Raw genomic sequence first — 21,020 nt, 5'->3', positions numbered from 1 at the left:
GTGACTTCGCTGCAGCGAGTGTTCGGCAAGAACGTTGGCTACTGGCTGATAGCCCCCGCTGCTCTGTGGCTCGGACTGTTCTTCCTAGTGCCGCTGCTGTCCCTGTTCACGACCTCACTGTCGGATCCGTCGGGCAATCCCATCGCGGGCTACCGCTTCGCCGGACGGTTCGCTAACTACGTCGACGTGATCGCGGATTACTGGCCCTACTTTGTGCGCTCGCTGGTGTACGCGGGTATAGCGACGGTGCTCTGTCTTGTGTTGGGGTATGTACTCGCCTACGCGATCGCATTCAAGGCAGGGCGATGGAAGACCGTCATGTTGGTGCTGGTAATTGCGCCCTTCTTCACATCCTTCCTGGTGCGCACGCTGTCATGGAAACTCATCCTCGCGGACAACGGCTTCGTGGTGGAGTCCTTGCAGTGGCTGCATGTGTTGGGCGAGGACGGCCGACTCCTCGCGACGCCCTTTGCGGTGATTGCGGGTCTGACCTACAACTTCCTGCCTTTCATGATCCTCCCTCTCTATGCGAGCCTGGAGAAGATTGACCCTCAACTGCTCGAGGCCTCTCAGGATCTCTACGCGAGTCCATGGAAGGGGTTCTGGAGCGTGACGTGGAAACTGTCGATCCCCGGCGTGGTGGGCGGCACGCTGCTGACCTTCATCCCCGCATCCGGGGACTACATCAATGCGTCCCTGCTCGGAAATCCGAACACTCAAATGGTGGGTAACAAGATTCAGGCCCTGTTCACGACGGCAGGCGACTACCCACACGCGTCTGCGCTATCGGTGATCCTGATGGTGCTGATCCTGGTGATGGTCCTGGTTTATGTTCGCCGCGCCGGAACGGAGGAACTACTGTGATGCACCGCGCTGGCAACTGGATCGGCAAGCACCTGATGATCACGCTCGGCATCCTGGTGCTGATCTACATGTACATCCCCAACTTTGTCGTGGCATTGATGTCGTTCAATGACTCGTCAGGCTCCAGGAATCTCTACCAGTTCCAGGCCTTTACCTGGGACAATTGGCTTAATCCATGTGAGCCGAACGGCATGTGTGAGTCGCTTAGGGTCAGTGTGGAGATTGCACTGGTAGCCACGATCGTCGCGACGATCCTGGGCACTCTCGCGTCGTTCGCGCTGGTTCGCCACCGCTTTGAGGGGCGCTCCACGATGAACCTCCTCATTTTCCTGCCGATGGCAACCCCTGAGATCGTGATGGGTTCCTCGCTCTTGGCCCTCTTTGTCGCCGCGGGCATGGGGGGCAGCCTGGGGTTCGTGACCATCCTGATCGCTCACATTCTGTTCTGCCTGTCATTCGTGGTGGTCACCGTCAGGACGCGCCTCGCTGGTCTCGACTCGAACCTCGAGAAGGCCGCGATGGATCTCTATGCGAATGAATGGCAGACGTTCTGGCGCATCACATTCCCGCTCGTGTTCCCCGGAATCCTCGCGGCCGCCCTCTTAGCGTTTTCGCTGTCGTTCGACGACTTCATCATCACCAACCTCAACTCTGGCACGACCGTCACATTCCCCATGTTCGTGTGGGGCTCCGCTCAGCGTGGGATCCCGATGCAGGTGAACGTGATCGGCACCGCGATGTTCCTCATCTCTCTCGTCATCGTTGCGGCCGGTGAGATCGGCGCTCGTCGCCGGGCGAAGATGCTCGCCCAGCGGTAGCAACTAGTCACAAACGAGTGAGACCCCAGCCGCACCGTGCGGCTGGGGTCTCACTCGTTCCGCAAGTACTACAGACGCGCGTACGCCTCGGTGAGTACTTCCCTCAGAATGCTGCCAATCTCGTCGAATTCGGCCTGGCCGATGATGAGTGGCGGGGACAGCTGGATGACGGGGTCGCCGCGGTCGTCGGCGCGGCAGTAGAGCCCGGCCTCGTACAGCGCGCCCGAGAGGTAGCCGTGGAGGATGCGCTCGCACTCGTCGTCGCTGAACGTCTCCCGGGTGTCCTTATCTTTGACCAACTCGATGCCGTAAAAGTAGCCGTCGCCGCGCACGTCGCCAACGATGGGCAGATCGCGCAATGACTCGAGCACCGCGCGGAACGCATTCTTGTTGTCGTTGACATGCTCAAAAATTTGTTCGTCGGCGAAGATGTCCAGGTTTTTCAGCGCCACAGCCGTCGAGACCGGGTGTCCTCCAAACGTGTAGCCGTGGGCGAAGGCGACCCTCTGCTCGAGGAAGGGCTCCATGAGCCTGTCCGCAATCATGACCGCGCCCAGAGGCGAATACCCCGAGGTAAGGCCCTTGGCGGTGGTGATCATGTCGGGAACGTAGTCGAATCGCTGCGCGCCAAACATGGTGCCTAGGCGTCCGTACGCGCAAATAACCTCGTCGGAGACCAGGAGGACGTCGTACTTGTCGCAGATCTCGCGCACCCGCTGGAAGTATCCGGGAGGCGGAGGGAAGCAGCCCCCCGCATTCTGCACGGGCTCGAGGAAGACAGCCGCCACGGTGTCGGGGCCCTCGTTCTCGATGGCGATCGCGATCTGGTCCGCGGCCCACCGGCCAAAGGCCTCAGGGTCCGAGCCGTCGAGAAGCCCGCCGGTGACCTCACCCGCACGGTAGATGTTCGTGTTCGGCACGCGGAACGTGGCCGGCACGAGGGGCTCGAACTGTTGCTTGAGCTCGGGGATGCCCGTGATGGACAGCGCACCCTGCGTGGTGCCGTGGTAAGCAACGGCGCGCGAGATGACCTTGGTCTTCATTGGCTTGCCGGTGAGCTTGAAGAAGTTCTTGGCGAGCTTCCACGCCGTCTCGACGGCCTCACCCCCACCTGTGGTGAAGAAGACGCGGTTGAGTTCACCGGGAGCGGCCTCGGCGAGTCGCTGCGCTAGCTCGATCGCGCCCGGGTGCGCGTACGACCACAGTGGGTGGAATGCGAGCTGCTTCGCCTGATCGGCGGCAGCCTGGGCGAGTTCCTCGCGACCGTGACCCAACTGATTGACAAAGAGTCCGGCCAGGCCGTCGAGATAGCGCTTGCCGTTGACGTCCCAGATGTAAGCGCCCTCGCCTCGAACGATGATGGGTACGTCAGCATCGGCGTAGCGGTGGTGCTGGGTGAAATGCATCCACAGGTTGTCCTTGGCGGCAGTCTGCATCTGGTTGTAGTCCATTTCGCTAGTATCGCGCCTCGGCGTCGCAAAAGCAACAGATTCTTCGCTAGTATTGGCCTACAACAAAGAAATACGCGGTTCAGAAGATACTTGACTGCGGATTTCGCATGTTCCGAGCAACACGGCCGAAGGGGGCGAACGGGTGGTTTTGACCGTTTTTGAGCGAAGCGTTCCTGACTCTTCCGTCGTGTCCGCTGCATTGGAGGGCAGCAAACTCGGATCCTTCTGGATCGACTCGGTGGCGCGGCCCCGCTACACACCGCTTGCAGCCGATGCTCAGGCCGACTTGGCGATCGTGGGCGGCGGATATAGCGGACTCTGGACTGCGATTCTCGCCAAGGAGCGCGACCCCAAGAGGGATGTGGTGGTGCTCGAGGGTGGACGCGTCGGAGGGGCAGCCTCAGGGCGTAATGGCGGATTCTGTGAGCCCAGCCTGACCCATGGCCGCGCTAACGGCGAGAGTCGCTGGCCCCACGAGATTGACCAACTTGACGCGCTTGGCTCACAGAACCTTGACGAGATTGAGGCAACGGTCGCCCGTTACGACATGGATGCCGAATTCGAGCGCACCGGCGGCCTCACCGTGGCAGTAGAGCCGCACCAGCTCGAATGGCTGGAAGAGGGCGCGCTGGACGGTGCCGGTGTGCGATCGCTCGTCAACTCACCTACCTACCTAGGAGGGGAGTTCGACGGTGAGGGTGCGCTGGTTCACCCGTACAAGCTCGCGACTGAGCTCGCGCGCGTGGCCACCGAACTTGGAGTGCGCATCCACGAACGCACCCCGGTGCAAACGATGAACGGCACCAACCTCGTGACCAAGGTCGGCACGGTGCGCGCACGTCAGGTGGCCCTTGGCACCAACGCCTTCCGGCCGCTGCTCAAGCGCAACAGGCTTATGACAGTGGCAGTTTACGACTACGTCCTGGTCACCGAGCCGCTCAGCGACGCACAAATGGCGAGCATCGGCTGGGAAGGCCGACAGGGCATCGGCGACATGGGAAACCAGTTCCACTACTACCGCCTGACGGCGGACAATCGCATCCTGTTTGGCGGCTACGACGCCATCTATCACTCCGGTGGACGCGTGCGTCGCGAGTACGAGGACCGGCGTAAAACCTACGAGATGCTGGCAAGTCACTTCCTGACCACCTTCCCGCAACTGAGCGGCGTGAAGTTCACACACCGGTGGGCCGGCGCCATCGACACGTGCAGCAGGTTCAGCCCGTTCTTCGGGACCGCCCGCGGCGGTCAGGTGGCGTACTCGCTCGGTTTCACCGGACTTGGTGTCGGTGCAACCCGCTTTGGCGCCAACGTCATGCTCGACCTGCTGGACGGGAAGCCCACGGAGCGTACCGAAACCGACATGGTGCGCAGCCGCCCCCGACCGTTCCCACCGGAACCCATCGCATCGGTCGGAATCAACCTGACCCGCCGCTCACTGAATAAGGCCGATCACCGCGAGGGTAGGCGCGACGCCCTCCTGCGCACGTTGGATGCCATCGGAATGGGGTTCGACTCATGACGGATGTGCTCGTCAGCGGGGCAGTCGTGTCGGCTTCCGCCGTCGTGATCCCGCTCGAATCCGTTTCCGCAGACGCGCCTGAGCCGCACGCGGGACTTGTGTCCCTCGCGACGCTCGGGGGCAGCGAGGTAGGGGTGTGGGAGCACAGTGTCGGCACCAGCATGGACGTCGAGGAGGACGAGATTTTTGTGGTGGTCTCCGGCAGCGCCACCCTCGAGTTCGACGACGGTGAACAACTTCAGGTCACCGCGGGTGACGTGGTGCGACTGTCCGCAGGAACGCGCACCACCTGGATCGTTCACGAAACGCTTCGCAAGATCTATGTGTGCCAAGCCGCGGACCTCGCGGCGCCGAGTGCTTGAGGAAGGAACCCAATGAATAACATTCAACATCACGTGGGCGGTGTCCCTTACGGTGAAATAGCCCGGTCTGGGGCGGTCTTCAACCCCGCAACAGGTGAGCAAACCGCGACGGTAGCGTTCGCATCGGCCGCTGACGTCGCCCACGTGGTGAAGGTTGCCGCGGCGGCGCAGGGCGCGTGGCAGAAGATGGGACTCGTCAAGCGCGCGGGCGTGTTCTTCCGAATGCGTCAACTACTGATCGAGCACACCGACCAGATCGCGGCCGCCATCACGGCCGAGCACGGCAAGGTGCTCTCGGACGCCGCAGGTGAGATCTCGCGTGGCATTGAGAACGTCGAGTTCGCCGCCGGACTTGTCAACCTCCTCAAGGGCGAGTACTCCACGGGAGTTGCCACGGGTGTCGACGTGCACACCCTCAAGCAGCCCATCGGCGTGGTCGCGTGCATCACGCCCTTCAACTTCCCCGCGATGGTGCCGCTGTGGATGAGTGCCTCCGCGCTCGCGACCGGCAACGCCGTCATCCTCAAGCCCAGCGAGAAGGACCCGACCACGGCGATGATCCTCGCGCGGCTGTGGGAGGAGGCGGGAGTGCCTCCCGGAGTCTTCAACGTGGTGCATGGCGACAAGGAGGCCGTAGACGCGCTGCTCGACTCGCCCGGCATCGGTGCAGTGAGCTTTGTGGGCTCCACCCCTATTGCGCGTGGCATCTATTCGCGTGCCGCTGCCAACGGAAAGCGGGTGCAGGCTCTTGGTGGCGCCAAGAACCACATGATCGTGATGCCCGACGCTGATCTGGACTCCGCGGCGGACGCGGCCGTCAACGCCGCCTACGGCTCCGCCGGCGAGCGCTGCATGGCTATTTCCGTCTTGGTGGCGGTGGGAGACGCGACGGCCGATGCCGTGGTGGCCAAAATTCGCGAGCGCGCCGAGTCCCTCACCATCGGCGCCGGCACGGATCCGGACTCGCAGATGGGGCCGCTCATCACTCGTGAGCACCGCGACAAGGTGGCGTCCTACATCGCCAACGCCCCCTCGCAGGGCGCGGAGGTCGTGCTCGACGGCCGGTCCGCGGAGTTCGACTCTGACGGCTTCTTCCTGGGCGTCAGCCTAGTGGACCGCGTGACGCCGCAAATGAGCGTCTACACCGACGAGATTTTTGGCCCCGTGCTCGCGGTCGTCCGGGTCGACGACTACGACCAGGCGGTCGACCTGATCAATGCGAACTCGTTCGCCAATGGCACCGCGATCTTCACCCGCGACGGAGCCACTGCGCGCCGCTTCACGGAGGACATCGAGGTGGGAATGGTCGGCATCAACGTGCCGCTGCCCGTCCCGATTGGTGCGTACTCGTTCGGCGGATGGAAGGACTCACTCTTTGGTGACTCCCACATTTATGGACCCGAGTCCATCCACTTCTACACGCGTTCCAAGGTGGTGACCACGCGCTGGCCCGACCCCAGCGAGTCGCAGCTCGACCTGGGCTTTCCGAGCAACCACTGATCCGGCATTGACGAGGAGAATCATGACCGCACACGAAGCCACCTCCGACGCCGAGGCCCGAGTCAGGGCGGACGACCGCGCCCACGTGTTCCACTCGTGGAGTGCCCAGGCCCACATTGACCCACTGCCCGTCGCAGGTGGGCTGGGCGCTGAGTTCTGGGACTACCAGGGCAACCGGTACCTCGACTTCTCCTCTCAACTGGTTAACCTCAACCTAGGCCATCAGCAACCCGACCTCGTGGCAGCGATTCAGGAGCAGGCGGGCAAGCTCGCCACGATCCAGCCTTCCGTGGCGAACGACGTGCGCGGCGAGCTCGCTCGGCTCATTGTGGGTGTCGCTGGGGAGCCGTTCACCAAGGTGTTCTTCACCAACGGTGGGGCCGACGCGAATGAGAATGCGGTGCGGATGGCGCGTCTTGCGACCGGCAAGCGCAAGGTTCTTGCGGCGTACCGGAGCTACCACGGCAACACGACCACTGCGATGTCGATGACGGGTGACCCGCGCCGCTGGGCGAACGAGCCCGGGGACCCCTCGGTCGTGCACTTCTTTGGGCCCTACGCGTATCGATCTGCGTTCCACGCAAGTGATGAGGCAGAGGAGGGCGCTCGCGCGCTGGAGCACCTCGAGCAGACCATCATCCTGGAGGGTGCGTCCACCATTGGCGCGATCGTGCTGGAGACGATAGTGGGCACCAATGGCGTGCTCATCCCGCCGCCCGGCTACCTCGCCGGCGTCCGCGCGCTGTGCGACAAATACAACATTGTCTTCATCGCGGACGAGGTCATGGTGGGCTTTGGTCGCGTGGGCGAGTGGTTCGCGTTCCAGGCACACGAGGTAGTGCCGGACTTGATTACGTTCGCCAAGGGCATCAACTCCGGGTACGTCCCGCTGGGTGGGGTGGTCATCAGCGACCGGATCGCGAGTACCTTCGACGACCGCGCCTTCCCCGGTGGATTGACCTATTCGGGTCACCCGTTGGCCTGTGCGGCGGGCGTGGCGACCTTCGAGGTCTTCGAGCGCGACGGCATCCTGGCTCACGTGAGGGACCTGGGGGAGCGGGTCGTGCGGCCGGTACTCGAGGGGTGGCTCGAGACCCACCCGTCCGTGGGCGAGATCCGAGGCACGGGGCTGTTCTGGGCTGTGGAGCTGGTGCGTGATCGCACCACCCGCGAGCCGCTGGTTCCGTACAACGCCTCGGGCGCCGATGCGGCACCCATGACTGCTTTAGCTGCGGCAGCAAAGAGGGGCGGAGTCTGGCCGTTTATCCACTTCAACAGGATGCACGTGGCGCCGCCGCTGGTGATCACCGAGGACGAGCTTCGCGGGGGCCTGGACGCGCTGGACACGGCGCTCGAGGTCGCAGACCATGCGGCGCTCGCGAACCCTGGTCTAAGGTCGAAATCATGACCGACACAATGACGTCTGATCAGGTCCTAGGTGGACCAGGGCTCCCGCAGGAGCGGAGGATGGTGACCGCCATTCCGGGTCCCAAGTCCTTAGCACTTCTGGCACGCAAGGCCGAGGCGGTGGCCTCGGGCGTCGCGCACACCGTGCCGATCGCCGCCGTGGCCGCCGGGGGAGGCGTCATTGTCGACGCCGACGGAAACTCACTCATTGACCTGGGCTCCGGCATCGCCGTGACGGGCGTCGGCAACTCCCACCCGCGCGTCGTCGAGGCCGTGACGCGGCAGGTCGCCGCGTTCACCCACACGTGCTTCATGATCTCGCCGTACGAGGGCTACGTCGCTGTCGCGGAGGCGCTCAACAGGCTCACTCCCGGGGACCACGCCAAGAAGTCGGCGCTGTTCAATTCGGGCGCGGAGGCAGTAGAGAACGCGGTCAAGATCGCCCGCAAGTTCACCGGTCGCCAGGCGGTCGTCGCCTTCGACCACGCTTATCACGGCCGCACAAATTTGACGATGGCGCTGACCGCCAAGTCCATGCCCTACAAGAGCGGCTTCGGGCCGTTTGCCGGCGAGGTGTACCGGGCGCCCGTGAGCTATCCGTTTCACGACGGGCTGGGCGGCGCGGAGGCTGCGGCTCGGTCGATCTCCGTCATCGAGAAGCAAGTGGGCGCTGGCAACCTCGCCGCGGTCATCATCGAGCCGATCCTGGGCGAGGGCGGTTTCATCGTCCCGGCCGATGGCTTCCTTGAAGCGATCAGCGAGTGGTGCACCGCAAACGGGGTGGTTTTCATTGCCGACGAGGTGCAGACGGGATTCGCCCGCACCGGAGCGATGTTTGCGTCCGAACTGTTTGGCGTGGTGCCGGATCTCATCGCCACTGCCAAGGGGATCGCGGGTGGGCTGCCCCTCGCAGCAGTCACTGGTCGTGCCGAGATCATGGACGCACCCCACGTGGGTGGCCTGGGTGGCACGTACGGCGGCAACCCCATCGCGTGCGCAGCCGCGCTCGCGTCCATCGAGGCCTTCGAGCACGACGGGTTGGTGGAGCGCGCGAGCGAGATCGGCGTCAGGCTCGTAGACAGGCTCCTACAGATCCAAGCAGCCGATGCTCGCATCGGCGACGTGCGCGGGCGCGGCGCGATGGTGGCGGCCGAGTTCGTCAAGCCCGGCACCACGGAGCCCGATGCTGCCCTCGCCATTGGCGTGGCCAAGGCGGCCATCGCGCAGGGCGTGGTGCTGCTGACCTGTGGAACGTATGGCAACGTGGTCCGCTTCTTGCCGCCGCTGTCGATCAGCGACGAACTACTCGACGAGGGCCTCGACGTGGTCGCCGCGGCCTTGAAGGGGATCTCATGATTTCTGAAGCGGACCTGTTGGCATCAGTCCCGAACCAGCTGTTCATTGGCGGACAGTGGAGGGACGGCGAAAGCGGCGAGACACTCGATGTGAGCGACCCCGCGACTGGCAAGACTCTCCGGACCATCGCATCGGCGAGGGTAGGGGACGGACTGCGAGCCCTCGACGCCGCAGCATCGGCCGCCGACGAGTGGGCCGCGGCGGCGCCGCGCGTGCGTGCGGAACTGTTGCGTTCCGCCTTTGAGTTGGTACGCGAACGTACGGACGAATTCGCTCTCCTCATGACGCTAGAGATGGGCAAGCCCCTCGCGGAGGCGCGCGGCGAGGTGGCCTACGGCAACGAGTTTCTGCGCTGGTTCTCCGAGGAGGCCGTGCGGGTGACCGGCCGCTATGGGCTCAACCCCGAAGGCACCGGCCGCATGGTGGTCTCACAACGGCCCGTGGGGCCGTGCTTCCTCATCACGCCGTGGAACTTCCCGCTCGCGATGGCGACCCGCAAGATTGCCCCCGCGCTGGCCGCCGGATGCACCGTGGTGGTCAAGCCGGCGGAACTGACCCCCTTGACGACACTCTACTTCGCCAAGGTGCTGCAGGAGGTGGGGGTTCCTGACGGCGTCGTCAACGTCATCACCACCCACCATTCGCGCGAGGTTTCCGGCCCCATCATTGCGGACCCGCGGCTGCGCAAGCTGAGCTTCACCGGGTCCACCGAGGTGGGCCGCACGCTCATCTCGCAGGCGTCGGAGCGCGTGCTGCGCGTGTCGATGGAGCTCGGCGGTAACGCGCCGTTCGTGGTGTTCGAAGACGCGGACCTCGATGCCGCTGTCGAAGGCGCCATGGCCGCGAAGTTCCGCAACATCGGTCAGGCTTGTACGGCAGCCAACCGCTTCATCGTTCACGAGTCCGTCGCGGAGGAATTCACCAAGCGTGTCACTGAGCGCGTCACCGCCATGAAGGTGGGACGGGGCACCGAGGACGGCGTGAACATCGGGCCGCTGATCAATGACTCAGCCGTAGAGACCTCAGCCAACCTGGTGGCGGACGCGGTGGCCAAGGGCGCGCAGATCATGACCGGCGGCGAGGCCATCGACGGGCCGGGCACCTTCTATGAGCCCACCGTGGTGGCGAACGTGCAACCCGGTAGCGATATCCTCACCGCCGAGATCTTTGGTCCAGTGCTGGCTATCGCGACCTTCTCTGACGAGGCGGAGGCCGTCGCGCTCGCGAACGACACCGAGTACGGTCTCGTTTCTTACGTCTATACCAGGGACCTTGCTCGCGGGCACCGCATGATCGATCTCATGGAGACGGGCATGATGGGGCTCAACGTGGGCGTGGTCTCGAACGCCGCTGCGCCGTTCGGCGGCGTCAAGTTGTCAGGACTTGGCCGCGAGGGCGGCCTCGAAGGAATTCACGAGTATCTGTCCACCAAGTACACGCTGATCCCCGCCGACTAGCGCGGAATAGAGGAGAGTCATGAGCAGCTACGCAGTCACTAACCCGTCGACGGGCGAGGTCCATGCCGAATACCCCGTGGCGACCGATGCTGAGATCGCCGCCGCCATCGCCGCAGCTGATTCCGCACACCGCACGTGGGCGCGTCAGACCACCCCCGAGGAGCGGGCCGCGATGGTGCGCAAGGTGGCCGAGCTGCACCGCGAACGCATGGACGACCTCGCGGCGATCATCGTGCGTGAGATGGGCAAGCCGCTGTCACACGCGACCGGCGAGGTGGAGTTCGCCGCAGACATCACCGAGTTCTACGCCGACAACTGGGACAAGTTCACGGGCGCCACTCCGCTGGAGATTCTGGGAGCGGGCTCCGCGGTCATCCAGCGCTCTTCGATCGGCCCTCTGCTGGGGATCATGCCCTGGAACTTCCCGTACTACCAGGTGGCACGCTTCGCCGCCCCCAACGTAGTGTTGGGCAACACCATCATCCTCAAGCACGCTCCGCAGTGCCCGGAGTCCTCCGCGGCCATCGCGCAGATGTACGCGGATGCCGGCTTCCCCGAAGGTGTCTACGTCAACGTGTACGCCAGCAATGACCAGGCGGCCACCATCATCGCCGACCCTCGTGTCCAGGGAGTGTCGGTGACGGGCTCCGAGCGTGCCGGCTCCGCCGTCGCGGCCCTCGCCGGGGCAAACCTCAAGAAGGTCGCGCTCGAGTTGGGCGGCTCCGATCCGTTTATCGTGTTGTCGACCGAGGACCTAGGCTCGGTGGTTGACCAGGCCGTTGAGGCGCGTCTGGATAACTCCGGCCAGTCGTGCAATGCGCCCAAGCGGTTCATCGTCCTCGAGGACCTGTACGACGAGTTTGTGGAGAAGTTCACGACCGCGATGAGCGACGCCACCATGGGCGACGGCTTTGACGACTGCACCATTGGCCCGCTCTCGTCATTGCTCGCGGCGGAACGGCTTGAGGAGCAGGTGAACAACGCCGTGGCGCAGGGGGCGACGTTAGCGCTAGGAGGTACCCGCGAGGGGGCCTTCTATGCGCCCACAGTGCTGACCGATGTCACTCCTGAAATGGACGTCTACCGGCAGGAGCTGTTCGGTCCTGCCTCGACCATCTACAAGGTGACGAGCGAACAGGAGGCCGTGGATCTCGCCAACGCGACGGACTACGGGCTGGGCAGCTACGTCTACACCACGGACCCCGAGCAGGCCTCGCGGATCGCAGAGTCCATCGACGCGGGCATGGTCTACATCAACTGCGTGCTCGCCGACAGCCCCGAGCTCCCCTTTGGTGGCGTGAAGCGGTCCGGCACCTCACGGGAGATGGGCCTGCTGGCCGCGGACGAGTTCGTGAACAAGAAGCTCATCCGCACCGCCGCGTAGCGCGCGGAGTCTGGCCGGCGGTGGCGGCTAAAGGAGCGGGTCGGCCTTCTCGGCCTCCAGCTCCTCTGGCTCGTGAACGATCATCTCCGGGGCGGATGTGACCAGTAGCCACACTGGCAAGACGACGATGCACAGCACGGACATGATGGACACGTCGCCGGCGAGGGCGGTCGCGAGGAACAGGGCGAGCCACCCGTCGCGCCCGACCGCGAGCACCATGCCTAGGACGCCGCACGCCAATGCCAAGGCGAGCGGGATGTCGGGGAATAGCGAGTTGGCAGTGAGGCCAATCGCGACGCCAATGAATAGCGAGGGGAAGATGCGGCCGCCTCGGAATCCCGCGGCGGCGGCGACCACGAGCGCGGCGACCTTGATGACCGCCACCGCAATGAGCGCCCATGCGCTCATTGAGTCGGCCCGACCTATCAGCTCCGCGGTCTGGTCACTGCCCTTGAACAGCGTGATGGGCCCGCCAATCGCTCCCAGTATTCCCAGGACGGCGCCGCCCGCGGTCACGTACAACAGCGGATTCTTTAAGCTACGGAACAGGTGCCACAGGCGAGGCATCGCCCACGCGGCGGCAATGCCGACGAGTGCCGCGACCAGTGCGATGGGGATGGCGACCAGCACGTGCCACAGTTCCGGGCCGCCGTAGTCGGGGATCAGCCCCTGGCCCGCCATGGAGATGCCGAGCGCATCAGCGACGAGGGCAGCCGTGCCGGCGGCGGCGACGGGGCCAAACAACCGGTCCCACAGCAGGCCGCCCTTCTTGGCGGCGGCAACGGTCTCGGTGAGCAGCAGGGCGGCCGCCACGGGGGTGCCGAACATCGCGCCCAGCATTCCGGCGGCGGCCATCATGAGGACATAGGCAGGGGGAACGCGCGGCGCGAACTTGCGGCATAACGACACTGCCAGGGCGACCGCGATGGCGATGATGGGGCTCTCGGGGCCCAGGCTGACGCCGCCAGCGAGGCCCAGGATTAGCGCAGCGGCAACGCCCGGAAGCGCGCTTAACTTCAGAACCGGGGCAATGAGTTCGGTAGTGGCGGAGTCGTGCCCGCCGTGGCCGGGCGCGTACTTGATGATGGCACCGACCGCGACTCCCGTCACGGTGAGAACTCCGATGATCCACCATGCCGCGTCGGGAGCGGCGCCCAGTGCGGCGGGCAGCGAGCCCCAGATTGCGTGCTCAATAACCTCGGCGACGCTGTCGATTGCCCACAGGAGTCCCGCGGACAGGACGCCTATCACGACGGCCGGGATGGCCAGCCGCATGAGCTGACGGTGCATACGCTTCTCGGCCACTTCGCTGCTCATGCGTCGAGCATACGGGCACTACTGCGCGCGCCGACTAGACTGGCTCGTTGTGGCTGCCATCGACTTTCCTGCTGAAATCTCCGCGCTGCGCTCGACCTTCGCGCAGATCGAGGCCGTCTCCAACCCTGATGCCTTGCGCGAGAAGGTCGCCGACCTCTCGCAGCAGGCCACCGCGCCGGACCTGTGGGACGACCAGGACAACGCCCAGGCCGTGACCAGCGCCCTCAGTAACGCGCAGGGAGAGCTGGACCGGCTCGCATCCTTTACGCAGCGTATCGACGACCTTGAGGTGCTGGTGGAGATGGGTACCGAGGGCGACGACGCTGCCACCCTCACCGAGGCGGAGGGCGAGCTCGCCACGCTCAAGAAGGACCTGACCGCGATGGAGGTGCGCACCCTGATGACGGGGGAGTGGGACGAGCGCAACGCGGTCGTCACCATTCGCTCGGGCGCCGGTGGCGTGGACGCCGCCGACTTTGCCGCGATGCTGCTGCGCATGTACCTGCGCTGGGCAGAGCGCCACGAGTTCCCCACCAAGGTCATGGACACGTCCTACGCGGAAGAGGCCGGCCTCAAGTCCGCCACCTTCGAGGTGAGCGCCCCCTACGCCTTTGGCAACCTGTCCGTCGAGGCCGGCACGCACCGCCTGGTCCGGATTAGCCCGTTCGACAATCAGGGCCGCCGCCAGACCTCCTTTGCCGCCGTCGAGGTCATCCCGCTGATTGAGGGCACCGACCACATCGAGATTCCCGATGCGGACATCAAGGTGGACGTTTTCCGCTCCTCGGGTCCCGGTGGCCAGTCCGTCAACACCACGGACTCCGCCGTGCGTATCACCCACCTGCCCACCGGCACCGTGGTATCCATGCAGGACGAGAAGAGCCAGATCCAGAACCGCGCCGCCGCCATGCGTGTGCTGCAGTCCCGCCTGCTGCTGCTGAAGAAGCAGGAGGAGGCCGCGCAGAAGAAGGAGCTCGCAGGCGACATCAAGGCGTCCTGGGGTGACCAGATGCGCTCCTACGTCCTGCACCCGTACCAAATGGTCAAGGACCTGCGCACGGAGCACGAGTCGGGTAACACCACGGGAGTGTTCGACGGCGATATCGACGCGTTCATCGATGCTGGCATCCGCTGGCGCCGCGGCCAGGACTCCTAACTTCTAGCTTCTCGCCCTCTTGGCGGAGTGGTACGTCAGCGCTGCGCGCACGTGCTCGCGCAATTCCGCCTCGGGTAGAGGTGCGTCACTGGCGAAGACGATGGCGCGTTTTCCGTCGTAACGGAACCGGTCTCCATGCTCGGCGCGAAAGTCGTCGACCAGCGGCGTTTGACAGTGAGTGAACACGGCCACGTCATCGGAGCCTTTCGCACGGTCAATGCGCACGGTGGTCCCGCTACCGGTCTGGCGGGTGAGGAAGCTGGGCTGGCCCCACTTCAATTCCTCGGAAAGCTCGCCCACTCCACTGGTCGCCGATGCCACCTCCAGTACGAGTATTCGCAGGGCCAATATCTGGTTCCTTACGGCGTCCGGGTAGTCGGCGAGCACGGCGGCAAACTCTTGCGGTAGCGATTCGGCATCGTCCATGCCTTTAACGGTACCCAGAAGCCACCGGCACCGCTCCTGCCAGGATCAACGGGCGACGTCTGCCTGAATGCGTGACTGAACGGGAGGCGAGCGTGTGACGACCCCCACACGACACGCATCGGCGCGCCTTCCCGAGTGCCCCAAGCGGCTTGCTTACGATGCCGGTGGCACGAGTCCTTCCCCTCGCGCCCGGAAACATGATTCGACTAGATAACGTAAGCAAGGTTTACACCCGTGGTGCACGTCCTGCCCTCGATGGCGTGGACGTCGAAATCGAGCGCGGAGACTTTGTATTCCTGGTGGGTTCGTCCGGCTCCGGCAAGTCGACCTTCCTCAAGTTGGTGCTGCGCGAAGAGCGCCCTACGTCCGGCAACGTGTACGTCGCGGGACGCCACCTGAACAAGTTGTCGAGCTGGCGCGTGCCTCACCTGCGCCGCGAAATTGGCGCCGTGTTCCAGGACTTCCGCCTGCTGCCCAACAAGACCGTGTTTCAAAACGTGGCGTTCGCGCTACAGGTGATCGGCAAGAACCGCGCCACCATCAACTCCTCTGTCCCGGAGATGCTCGAACTGGTGGGCCTGGCCGGCAAGGAGAAGCGCCTGCCCCACGAGCTCTCCGGTGGTGAACAGCAGCGCGTCGCGATCGCGCGCGCGTTCGTCAACCACCCGCCCATCCTGTTGTGCGACGAGCCCACGGGAAACCTGGACCCCGGCACGTCAGTGGGCATCATGCGCCTGCTGGACCGCATCAACCGCACCGGTACCACCGTCCTGATGGCGACCCACGATGACGAGATCGTGGACCAGATGCGCAAGCGCGTGATCGAGCTCAAGGGCGGACACGTGGTACGTGACCAGGACCGCGGTGTGTACGGATTGGAGCGCGCGTGAGGCTCCGATTTATCTTTGGTGAGGTCTGGAATGGACTGCGCCGCAACTCCACGATGGCGCTGTCCGTCATCCTGGTCACCTTTGTGTCGCTCACCTTTGTGGGCTCCGCCGCGCTCATCCAGGTGCAGCTGGGCCAGCTGCAGGACGACTGGTACGGCAAGGTCGAGGTGTCGATCTTCCTGTGTCCGGAGAACGCGCGCACCGAGCAGTGCGCCGCCGGTCCCGTCACCACCGTGCAGGAGGACTCCATCAAGGAAGTGCTCGACAACGGCGCCGTGGGCGACCTGGTGCAGAGCGTCTACTACGAGTCGCGCGAAGAGGCCTACGAGAAGTTCATTGCGCAAGACTCCGACGGCGTCTTCTCCTCGCTCACCGCGGACCAGATGCAGCCCATTTTCCGCGTCAAGCTCGCGGACCCCGAACAGTTCCAGGTAGTAGCCGATGCCACGGCCGGGTTGCCAGGCGTGGAGACCGTGCAGGACCAACGGGAAATCTTCTCCGATCTTTTCCGCTTCATGGACGCCGCGACGCTCGTGACGGCCGGGCTCGCCATCGTGATGCTGGTGGCCGCCATTCTGCTGATCACGACCACCGTCAGGCTGAGCGCGTTGAGCCGGCGCAAGGAGACCAACATCATGCGGATGGTAGGTTCCTCGCGCTCGCTCATCCAGTTGCCGTTCATGCTCGAGGGCGCGGTGGCCGCGACTGCCGGTGCCGTGCTCGCCGTCGTCACCCTTTGGTTTGGCGTGCGGTATCTGGTCGAGGACTGGCTCAAGCAGTCGGTTGACTGGGTCCAATACGTGGGCGGCGATGACGTCCTGAACGTCGCGCCATGGTTGCTGGTAATCGCCATCGGCCTTGCGGCCGTCGCCTCCTTCATCACGCTCGGAAAGTACACGCGCGCATGATCATCTCCCGCAGAATTCTTGCCCTGGCCGCAGCCATCGTGCTGGTATTACTGGTGTCCGGCTACGCGTTCTCCACCGCAATAGCGTCACCCAACGACGTCCGAACGGAGACCGATTGGGACAAGGAGATTGAGAAGAAGAACGACGAGGCTGCGGCTGCTAAGGAGCGCCAAGAAGAACTCGCCTCAGAGTTGGAAGGCACTGATGCCAGCATCATCGAGGCGAACGAGAAGCTAAACGATCTCAACGACCAGTTGCCCCCGCTGCAGAAGGACCTCAAGGACGCGCAAGACCGGCTGGACTCGGCAATCGTCCAGCAGGGCATCGTCGCGGACAAGCTTGATGCTGCCAAGGCCCAGGACGAGGCACTGACCAAGGAGATCGACAGCGACAACGAAAAGGTCTCCGCGCTCCAGGACACCGTCGCCGCGCTCGCCCGCGAGTCTTACAAAGGCGCGGGACAGGAAGACAGCCTGTCGGTGGTGTTCGGCGCCAAGACATCCTCAGAGTTCGTGAATGACTTCACGGTGCAGCACTCGCTGTCGCGAGTCGAGTCCAATGCTCTGGGCGAAGTCGAGGAGATTGCGGCAGTGAACCGCAACCGCGGCACGCGCCAGGTGGCCGTGCGCGACTACATCAGTGACCTCAAGATTCAGGCCGACGAGCTCGTCGTGATCGCCGACGCCGCTCGCGATGAAGCCAAGCGCAAAAAGGAGGCGGTCGACGAGCTGCTCGCCAAGGTGAAGGAGCAGAAGGAGGTCCTCGAGGCGCAACGCCAGAAGTACCTCAACGACCAGCGAGAGCAGGAGGCCCTCGAGGCTGCACTCCTCGCGGATGTGAAGGATCTATCCGCCAAGAAGGTCGCAGCGGAGAAGAAGGCCCGGGAGGAAGCCGCTCGCAAGGCCGCCCTCGCCGCCCAGAAGAGCAAGGAAGAGGCGGAGGCTGCTGCGGAGGAAGCCGGAAAGCAGGGAGCTGTGGGCTCCGGGTGGATGAACTACCCCACCAAGGTGCCTTACATCACGTCCGAATACGGGATGCGTTTCCACCCGATCTTCCACTACAACAGACTGCACGCTGGAACTGACTTCCGCGCCTATTGCGGCACCCCTATATATGCGGCTGCCAGTGGCACGGTGGCATGGGCCACCTACCGAGCGGGATTCGGAAACCAGGTCTTAGTTGACCACGGCATCATCAACGGCAATGCGGTGATGTCGAGCTACAACCACTTCTCACAGTTTGCTGTGTCAGCGGGGCAACACGTGGCGAAGGGGCAGCTAGTGGGTTACTCGGGCAATACCGGTAGTTCCACCGCGTGCCACTTGCACTTTGAGGTCTACGTCAACGGCGCAACCGTAAATCCCATGTCGATCCTGAATTAGAGGCGGACTGTCAGGCCGCCGATTCCGCCCCCGTCATCCTGAGGGCATACACTCGTAGGTCGCACCGCAAGCCATGCGTCGTCACGAGTCGAGGAGGTGAGTCATGGCCGAGGAAAAGATCAACGTCGTCGCGACTAACCGCGTCGCGCGACACGATTACTTCATTGACCAGACCTTCGAGGCCGGGCTGATGTTGACGGGCACCGAGGTGAAGTCGCTGCGCGCGGGCCGCGCCACCATCGGCGATGGCTATGTCGCGATCGACAATGGCGAGGCATGGCTCGAGAATGTCTATATTTCTGAGTACGCGCAGGGCACGTGGACTAATCACGCCGCCAAGCGCCGCCGCAAATTGCTGTTGCACGGCTCGCAGATTCACGAACTGACGATCAAGACCCGCGAGAAGGGTTTTTCCATCGTCCCGTTGAAGCTCTACTTTGTGAAGGGCCGCGCAAAAATTGAAATCGGCATCGGTCGCGGTAAGAAGCTGCACGACAAGCGCCAGACACTGCGCGAGCAACAGGACAACCGTGAGGCCCAGCGGGCGATGAGCCTGCGCAAGCAAGGCCAGTAGGCACGGCATGATGGGGCCATGCGTATTCTTGGCTCCCTTGTACTCGCCGCGGTAGCGGCGCTGGTTCCCGTCGTGGCGCACGCCGCCGTGACAGATGCTCCCGATGACTTTCCCGGTCGCCAGGTGACTCGTTGGGATGCCACGTACGACCTGACCGCTGACGGTCCGATTCACGTGACGACCGAGATCGACTTCAACTTTGGCGACGACCCGGGCCACGGAGTCATCTGGACCTTTCCCACTCGGGTGGCGTACGACGACGACCACGACCGCATCTATTCGATCGACGATGTGGCGGTCACATCCCCATCGGGGGCGCCCGACGACCTCAGCGTGAGCTATGGCGAGAATTGGGCGGAAGTGCGCGTGGGCTCCGAGTACGTGGACGACGTCTCAGGTACTCAGACGTACCAGCTGACCTACACGGTGGACGGCATTCTGAACACGTCCAGCCTTGGCGACGAGTTCTATCTCAACGTGGTGGGAGACTCGTGGGGGACTCCCATCTCGAACATGACAGTCACCGTGAACTCCCCGGTGGAAGCGACTGCCGCGCAGTGCTTCACGGGTGCCGTGGGCGGCGACAGTCCCTGCGACGCTGTCACCGAGAACGGTACGACGACGGTTTTTCGCCAGGCGACGGTCAACGCCTACACGCCCTTCACCATTGACACGCTCTACCCGGTGGGCACGTTTGACACGACACCCATCCTCCAGGAGCACGAGGATTTCGCTGACTACGTCGCGATCACGCCGCTAACAGTGGGAGGCAGCCTGGCTATCCTCGTCGGTGGGTTGTTGCTTCTGATCCCGTCGCTACGGCGCAAGGCGACCGACGACCAGTTCGCGGACCTTACGCCTGGGCTGCGCCCCGGACTGGGGGACGATGCGGTGGTCACTCGGCGCGACAAGAAGGCTCCCGTGGCGGTCGAGTTTCAGCCGCCGCCCGGCCTACACCCCGGACAGCTGGGGACGCTGATCGATGAGAAGGCGGATCCTCGTGACGTCACCGCGACCATCGTTGACCTGGCAGTTCGAGGCTTCCTGCGCATCGATCCTGTGACGGACCCCTCGCACCCCGAGGCCGAGCCGTCCGACTACACGCTCGTCAAGCTGCTTCCCACTGACGGGCGCATGGTCGCGTATGAGCGCAGCCTGTTTGATGCGATCTTCGAGGGTCGCGAGAGCGTGACGCTCTCGGCGCTGAAGACCACCTTTGCGGCGGACATGGGTGTGGTGCAGTCCCAGCTGTACGCCAATGTGACAGATCTGGGATGGTTCCGCGGTAATCCCGCGAGTGCGCGCATGGCGTGGGGCGTGAAGGGCACGTTCATGCTGCTCTTTGGCCTGGGAGCCGTCTTTGTCCTGTTCGCCGCAACCACGTACGCACTGCTTGCTGTTCCCTTCGTCATCTTTGGCATCGTCATTTTGGCCACCATCAAGGCTGCGCCGGCGCGCACCGCCGAAGGCACCCGGGTTCTCTCGCAAACGCGAGGCTTCGAGCTGTACCTCGAGACGGCCGATGCTGAGCAGTTGCGTTTTGAAGAGGGCAAGGACATCTTCAGCCGCTACCTGCCGTATGCGATCGCCTTCGGAATCGCGGACAAGTGGTCCAAGAAGTTTGAGGCGCTCGCCGCTCAGGGGTACTCGATGCCCGAGCCGGCTTGGTACGGCGGCTATGCGATTGGCGGATTCTGGCTCGCCTCCCAGGGCTTTGGACGCCAGATGGACAGCTTCGCGACGCAGGTCGACTCCGCTATCAGCGCACCCACCCCCAGCACCAGTGGAAGTTCCGGCTTCAGCGGTGGTGGCGGGTTCTCGGGTGGCGGCTCCTTTGGCGGCGGTGGCGGCGGCTGGTAGACCGCACGCTATTACTGCAAGGCTTCAAGGGCAGGTAGGGCAGTCCCGTCGACTCCGGCAGCCGTGTCGCAACTGCAAGGCGGCGCTCGAGGTGGCCGCGAGGAACAACAGGGCGAGACCGCAGAGGGGGTCGGCGGATCCCCTCAGACAAACGTCCTCTCTGACATGGGGGACGTCGGTCGGAGAGAGGTAAGTACTGCGGTGAGAGCCGGCCAAAAGCACTCAGAATCCCCGGCGCCATCGGATCCCGCGCCAAGATATGATTCCCAACATACAAAAGATGGTTGGGAGATTACTAAAGATTACGAAGTCGATACGCAAGTACCGAACTTTCGCCGAGTCACCGTTATCTATCGTTATCAAAGTCGCCAGTTCTTGAGTGCACT

At 64.0% G+C, this 21,020-nt stretch carries 18 protein-coding genes; 15 read left to right on the top strand and 3 right to left on the bottom strand.

Annotated elements, in window-relative coordinates:
* Both AOP77_RS02160 and AOP77_RS02155 read left to right on the top strand, forming a co-directional pair.
* A complete protein-coding gene (locus AOP77_RS02160) occupies positions 1–864 on the top strand; it encodes an ABC transporter permease (RefSeq protein ID WP_201774080.1) in 864 nt (287 codons plus the stop codon).
* Positions 864–1,682 carry an ABC transporter permease gene (locus AOP77_RS02155; protein ID WP_062208761.1) on the top strand — a complete coding sequence of 273 codons (819 nt, stop codon included), beginning with the start codon at positions 864–866 and terminating at the stop codon, positions 1,680–1,682. The genes AOP77_RS02160 and AOP77_RS02155 overlap by 1 nt, the downstream gene beginning before the upstream one ends.
* Before the next feature lie 68 nt (positions 1,683–1,750).
* Here the strand turns inward: AOP77_RS02155 and AOP77_RS02150 are convergent, their stop codons facing one another.
* Entirely contained in the window at positions 1,751–3,133 is a 1,383-nt protein-coding gene (locus tag AOP77_RS02150; RefSeq protein WP_062208759.1) for an aspartate aminotransferase family protein, read from the bottom strand.
* A 142-nt stretch (positions 3,134–3,275) separates the two neighbouring features.
* Between AOP77_RS02150 and AOP77_RS02145 the strand changes: the two genes are divergently transcribed.
* From AOP77_RS02145 to AOP77_RS02115, 7 genes are read left to right on the top strand one after another with little or no spacing between them, the layout of a single operon-like run.
* Positions 3,276–4,655 (top strand): NAD(P)/FAD-dependent oxidoreductase, encoded by a 1,380-nt coding sequence (locus AOP77_RS02145; RefSeq protein ID WP_062208756.1) that lies wholly within the window; start codon positions 3,276–3,278, stop codon positions 4,653–4,655.
* Entirely contained in the window at positions 4,652–5,017 is a 366-nt protein-coding gene (locus tag AOP77_RS02140) for a cupin domain-containing protein (protein ID WP_062208752.1), read from the top strand. Before AOP77_RS02145 ends, AOP77_RS02140 begins: the two co-directional genes overlap by 4 nt.
* A 12-nt stretch (positions 5,018–5,029) precedes the next feature.
* Positions 5,030–6,517: a CoA-acylating methylmalonate-semialdehyde dehydrogenase gene (locus AOP77_RS02135; protein ID WP_062208748.1), complete on the top strand. Its 1,488-nt coding sequence runs from the start codon at positions 5,030–5,032 to the stop codon at positions 6,515–6,517.
* Positions 6,518–6,539: 22 nt separating this feature from the next.
* Positions 6,540–7,925, top strand: coding sequence for an aspartate aminotransferase family protein (locus AOP77_RS02130; RefSeq protein ID WP_062208745.1), 1,386 nt, complete (start codon positions 6,540–6,542; stop codon positions 7,923–7,925).
* The gene (gene gabT / locus AOP77_RS02125; protein ID WP_062208742.1) at positions 7,922–9,280 is read left to right on the top strand and encodes a 4-aminobutyrate--2-oxoglutarate transaminase; all 1,359 of its coding nucleotides are present in this window, start codon (positions 7,922–7,924) and stop codon (positions 9,278–9,280) included. The genes AOP77_RS02130 and gabT overlap by 4 nt, the downstream gene beginning before the upstream one ends.
* Positions 9,277–10,737, top strand: a complete 1,461-nt coding sequence (locus AOP77_RS02120) for an NAD-dependent succinate-semialdehyde dehydrogenase (RefSeq protein WP_062208739.1) — start codon at positions 9,277–9,279, stop codon at positions 10,735–10,737. Before gabT ends, AOP77_RS02120 begins: the two co-directional genes overlap by 4 nt.
* Positions 10,738–10,756: 19 nt before the next feature.
* Positions 10,757–12,121, top strand: coding sequence for an NAD-dependent succinate-semialdehyde dehydrogenase (locus tag AOP77_RS02115; RefSeq protein WP_062208736.1), 1,365 nt, complete (start codon positions 10,757–10,759; stop codon positions 12,119–12,121).
* A 27-nt stretch (positions 12,122–12,148) separates the two neighbouring features.
* Here AOP77_RS02115 and AOP77_RS02110 read toward each other — a convergent pair whose 3' ends face one another.
* On the bottom strand, positions 12,149–13,438 hold the full coding sequence (locus AOP77_RS02110) for an ion channel protein (protein ID WP_062208733.1): 1,290 nt from the start codon (positions 13,436–13,438) through the stop codon (positions 12,149–12,151).
* Positions 13,439–13,487: 49 nt separating this feature from the next.
* On the opposite strand from AOP77_RS02110, the gene prfB reads away from it, so the two are divergent.
* Positions 13,488–14,594, top strand: a complete 1,107-nt coding sequence (prfB, locus tag AOP77_RS02105) for a peptide chain release factor 2 (protein ID WP_201774079.1) — start codon at positions 13,488–13,490, stop codon at positions 14,592–14,594.
* A 3-nt stretch (positions 14,595–14,597) separates the two neighbouring features.
* Here prfB and AOP77_RS02100 read toward each other — a convergent pair whose 3' ends face one another.
* Positions 14,598–15,020 (bottom strand): DUF1801 domain-containing protein, encoded by a 423-nt coding sequence (locus AOP77_RS02100; protein WP_062208727.1) that lies wholly within the window; start codon positions 15,018–15,020, stop codon positions 14,598–14,600.
* Between the two features lie 197 nt (positions 15,021–15,217).
* Here AOP77_RS02100 and ftsE point away from each other — a divergent pair, with 197 nt between their 5' ends.
* From ftsE to AOP77_RS02075, 5 genes are all read left to right on the top strand, one after another.
* On the top strand, positions 15,218–15,910 hold the full coding sequence (gene ftsE / locus AOP77_RS02095) for a cell division ATP-binding protein FtsE (protein ID WP_061964044.1): 693 nt from the start codon (positions 15,218–15,220) through the stop codon (positions 15,908–15,910).
* Positions 15,907–16,818, top strand: a complete 912-nt coding sequence (gene ftsX / locus AOP77_RS02090; protein WP_061964046.1) for a permease-like cell division protein FtsX — start codon at positions 15,907–15,909, stop codon at positions 16,816–16,818. The genes ftsE and ftsX overlap by 4 nt, the downstream gene beginning before the upstream one ends.
* Complete coding sequence (locus tag AOP77_RS02085; protein ID WP_062208723.1) at positions 16,815–18,200, top strand: M23 family metallopeptidase; 1,386 nt, start codon at positions 16,815–16,817, stop codon at positions 18,198–18,200. Before ftsX ends, AOP77_RS02085 begins: the two co-directional genes overlap by 4 nt.
* Before the next feature lie 103 nt (positions 18,201–18,303).
* Entirely contained in the window at positions 18,304–18,774 is a 471-nt protein-coding gene (gene smpB / locus AOP77_RS02080) for an SsrA-binding protein SmpB (RefSeq protein ID WP_062208720.1), read from the top strand.
* Between the two features lie 18 nt (positions 18,775–18,792).
* Positions 18,793–20,634: a DUF2207 domain-containing protein gene (locus AOP77_RS02075; RefSeq protein ID WP_062208717.1), complete on the top strand. Its 1,842-nt coding sequence runs from the start codon at positions 18,793–18,795 to the stop codon at positions 20,632–20,634.
* The last annotated feature ends 386 nt before the right edge of the window (positions 20,635–21,020 follow it).

Origin of the sequence: Demequina oxidasica (assembly GCF_000975115.1) — a bacterium.
GTDB classification, from domain to species: domain Bacteria; phylum Actinomycetota; class Actinomycetes; order Actinomycetales; family Demequinaceae; genus Demequina; species Demequina oxidasica.
Note: the sequence above shows the minus strand (reverse complement) of the source record. Positions and strands in the feature narration are given on the sequence as shown.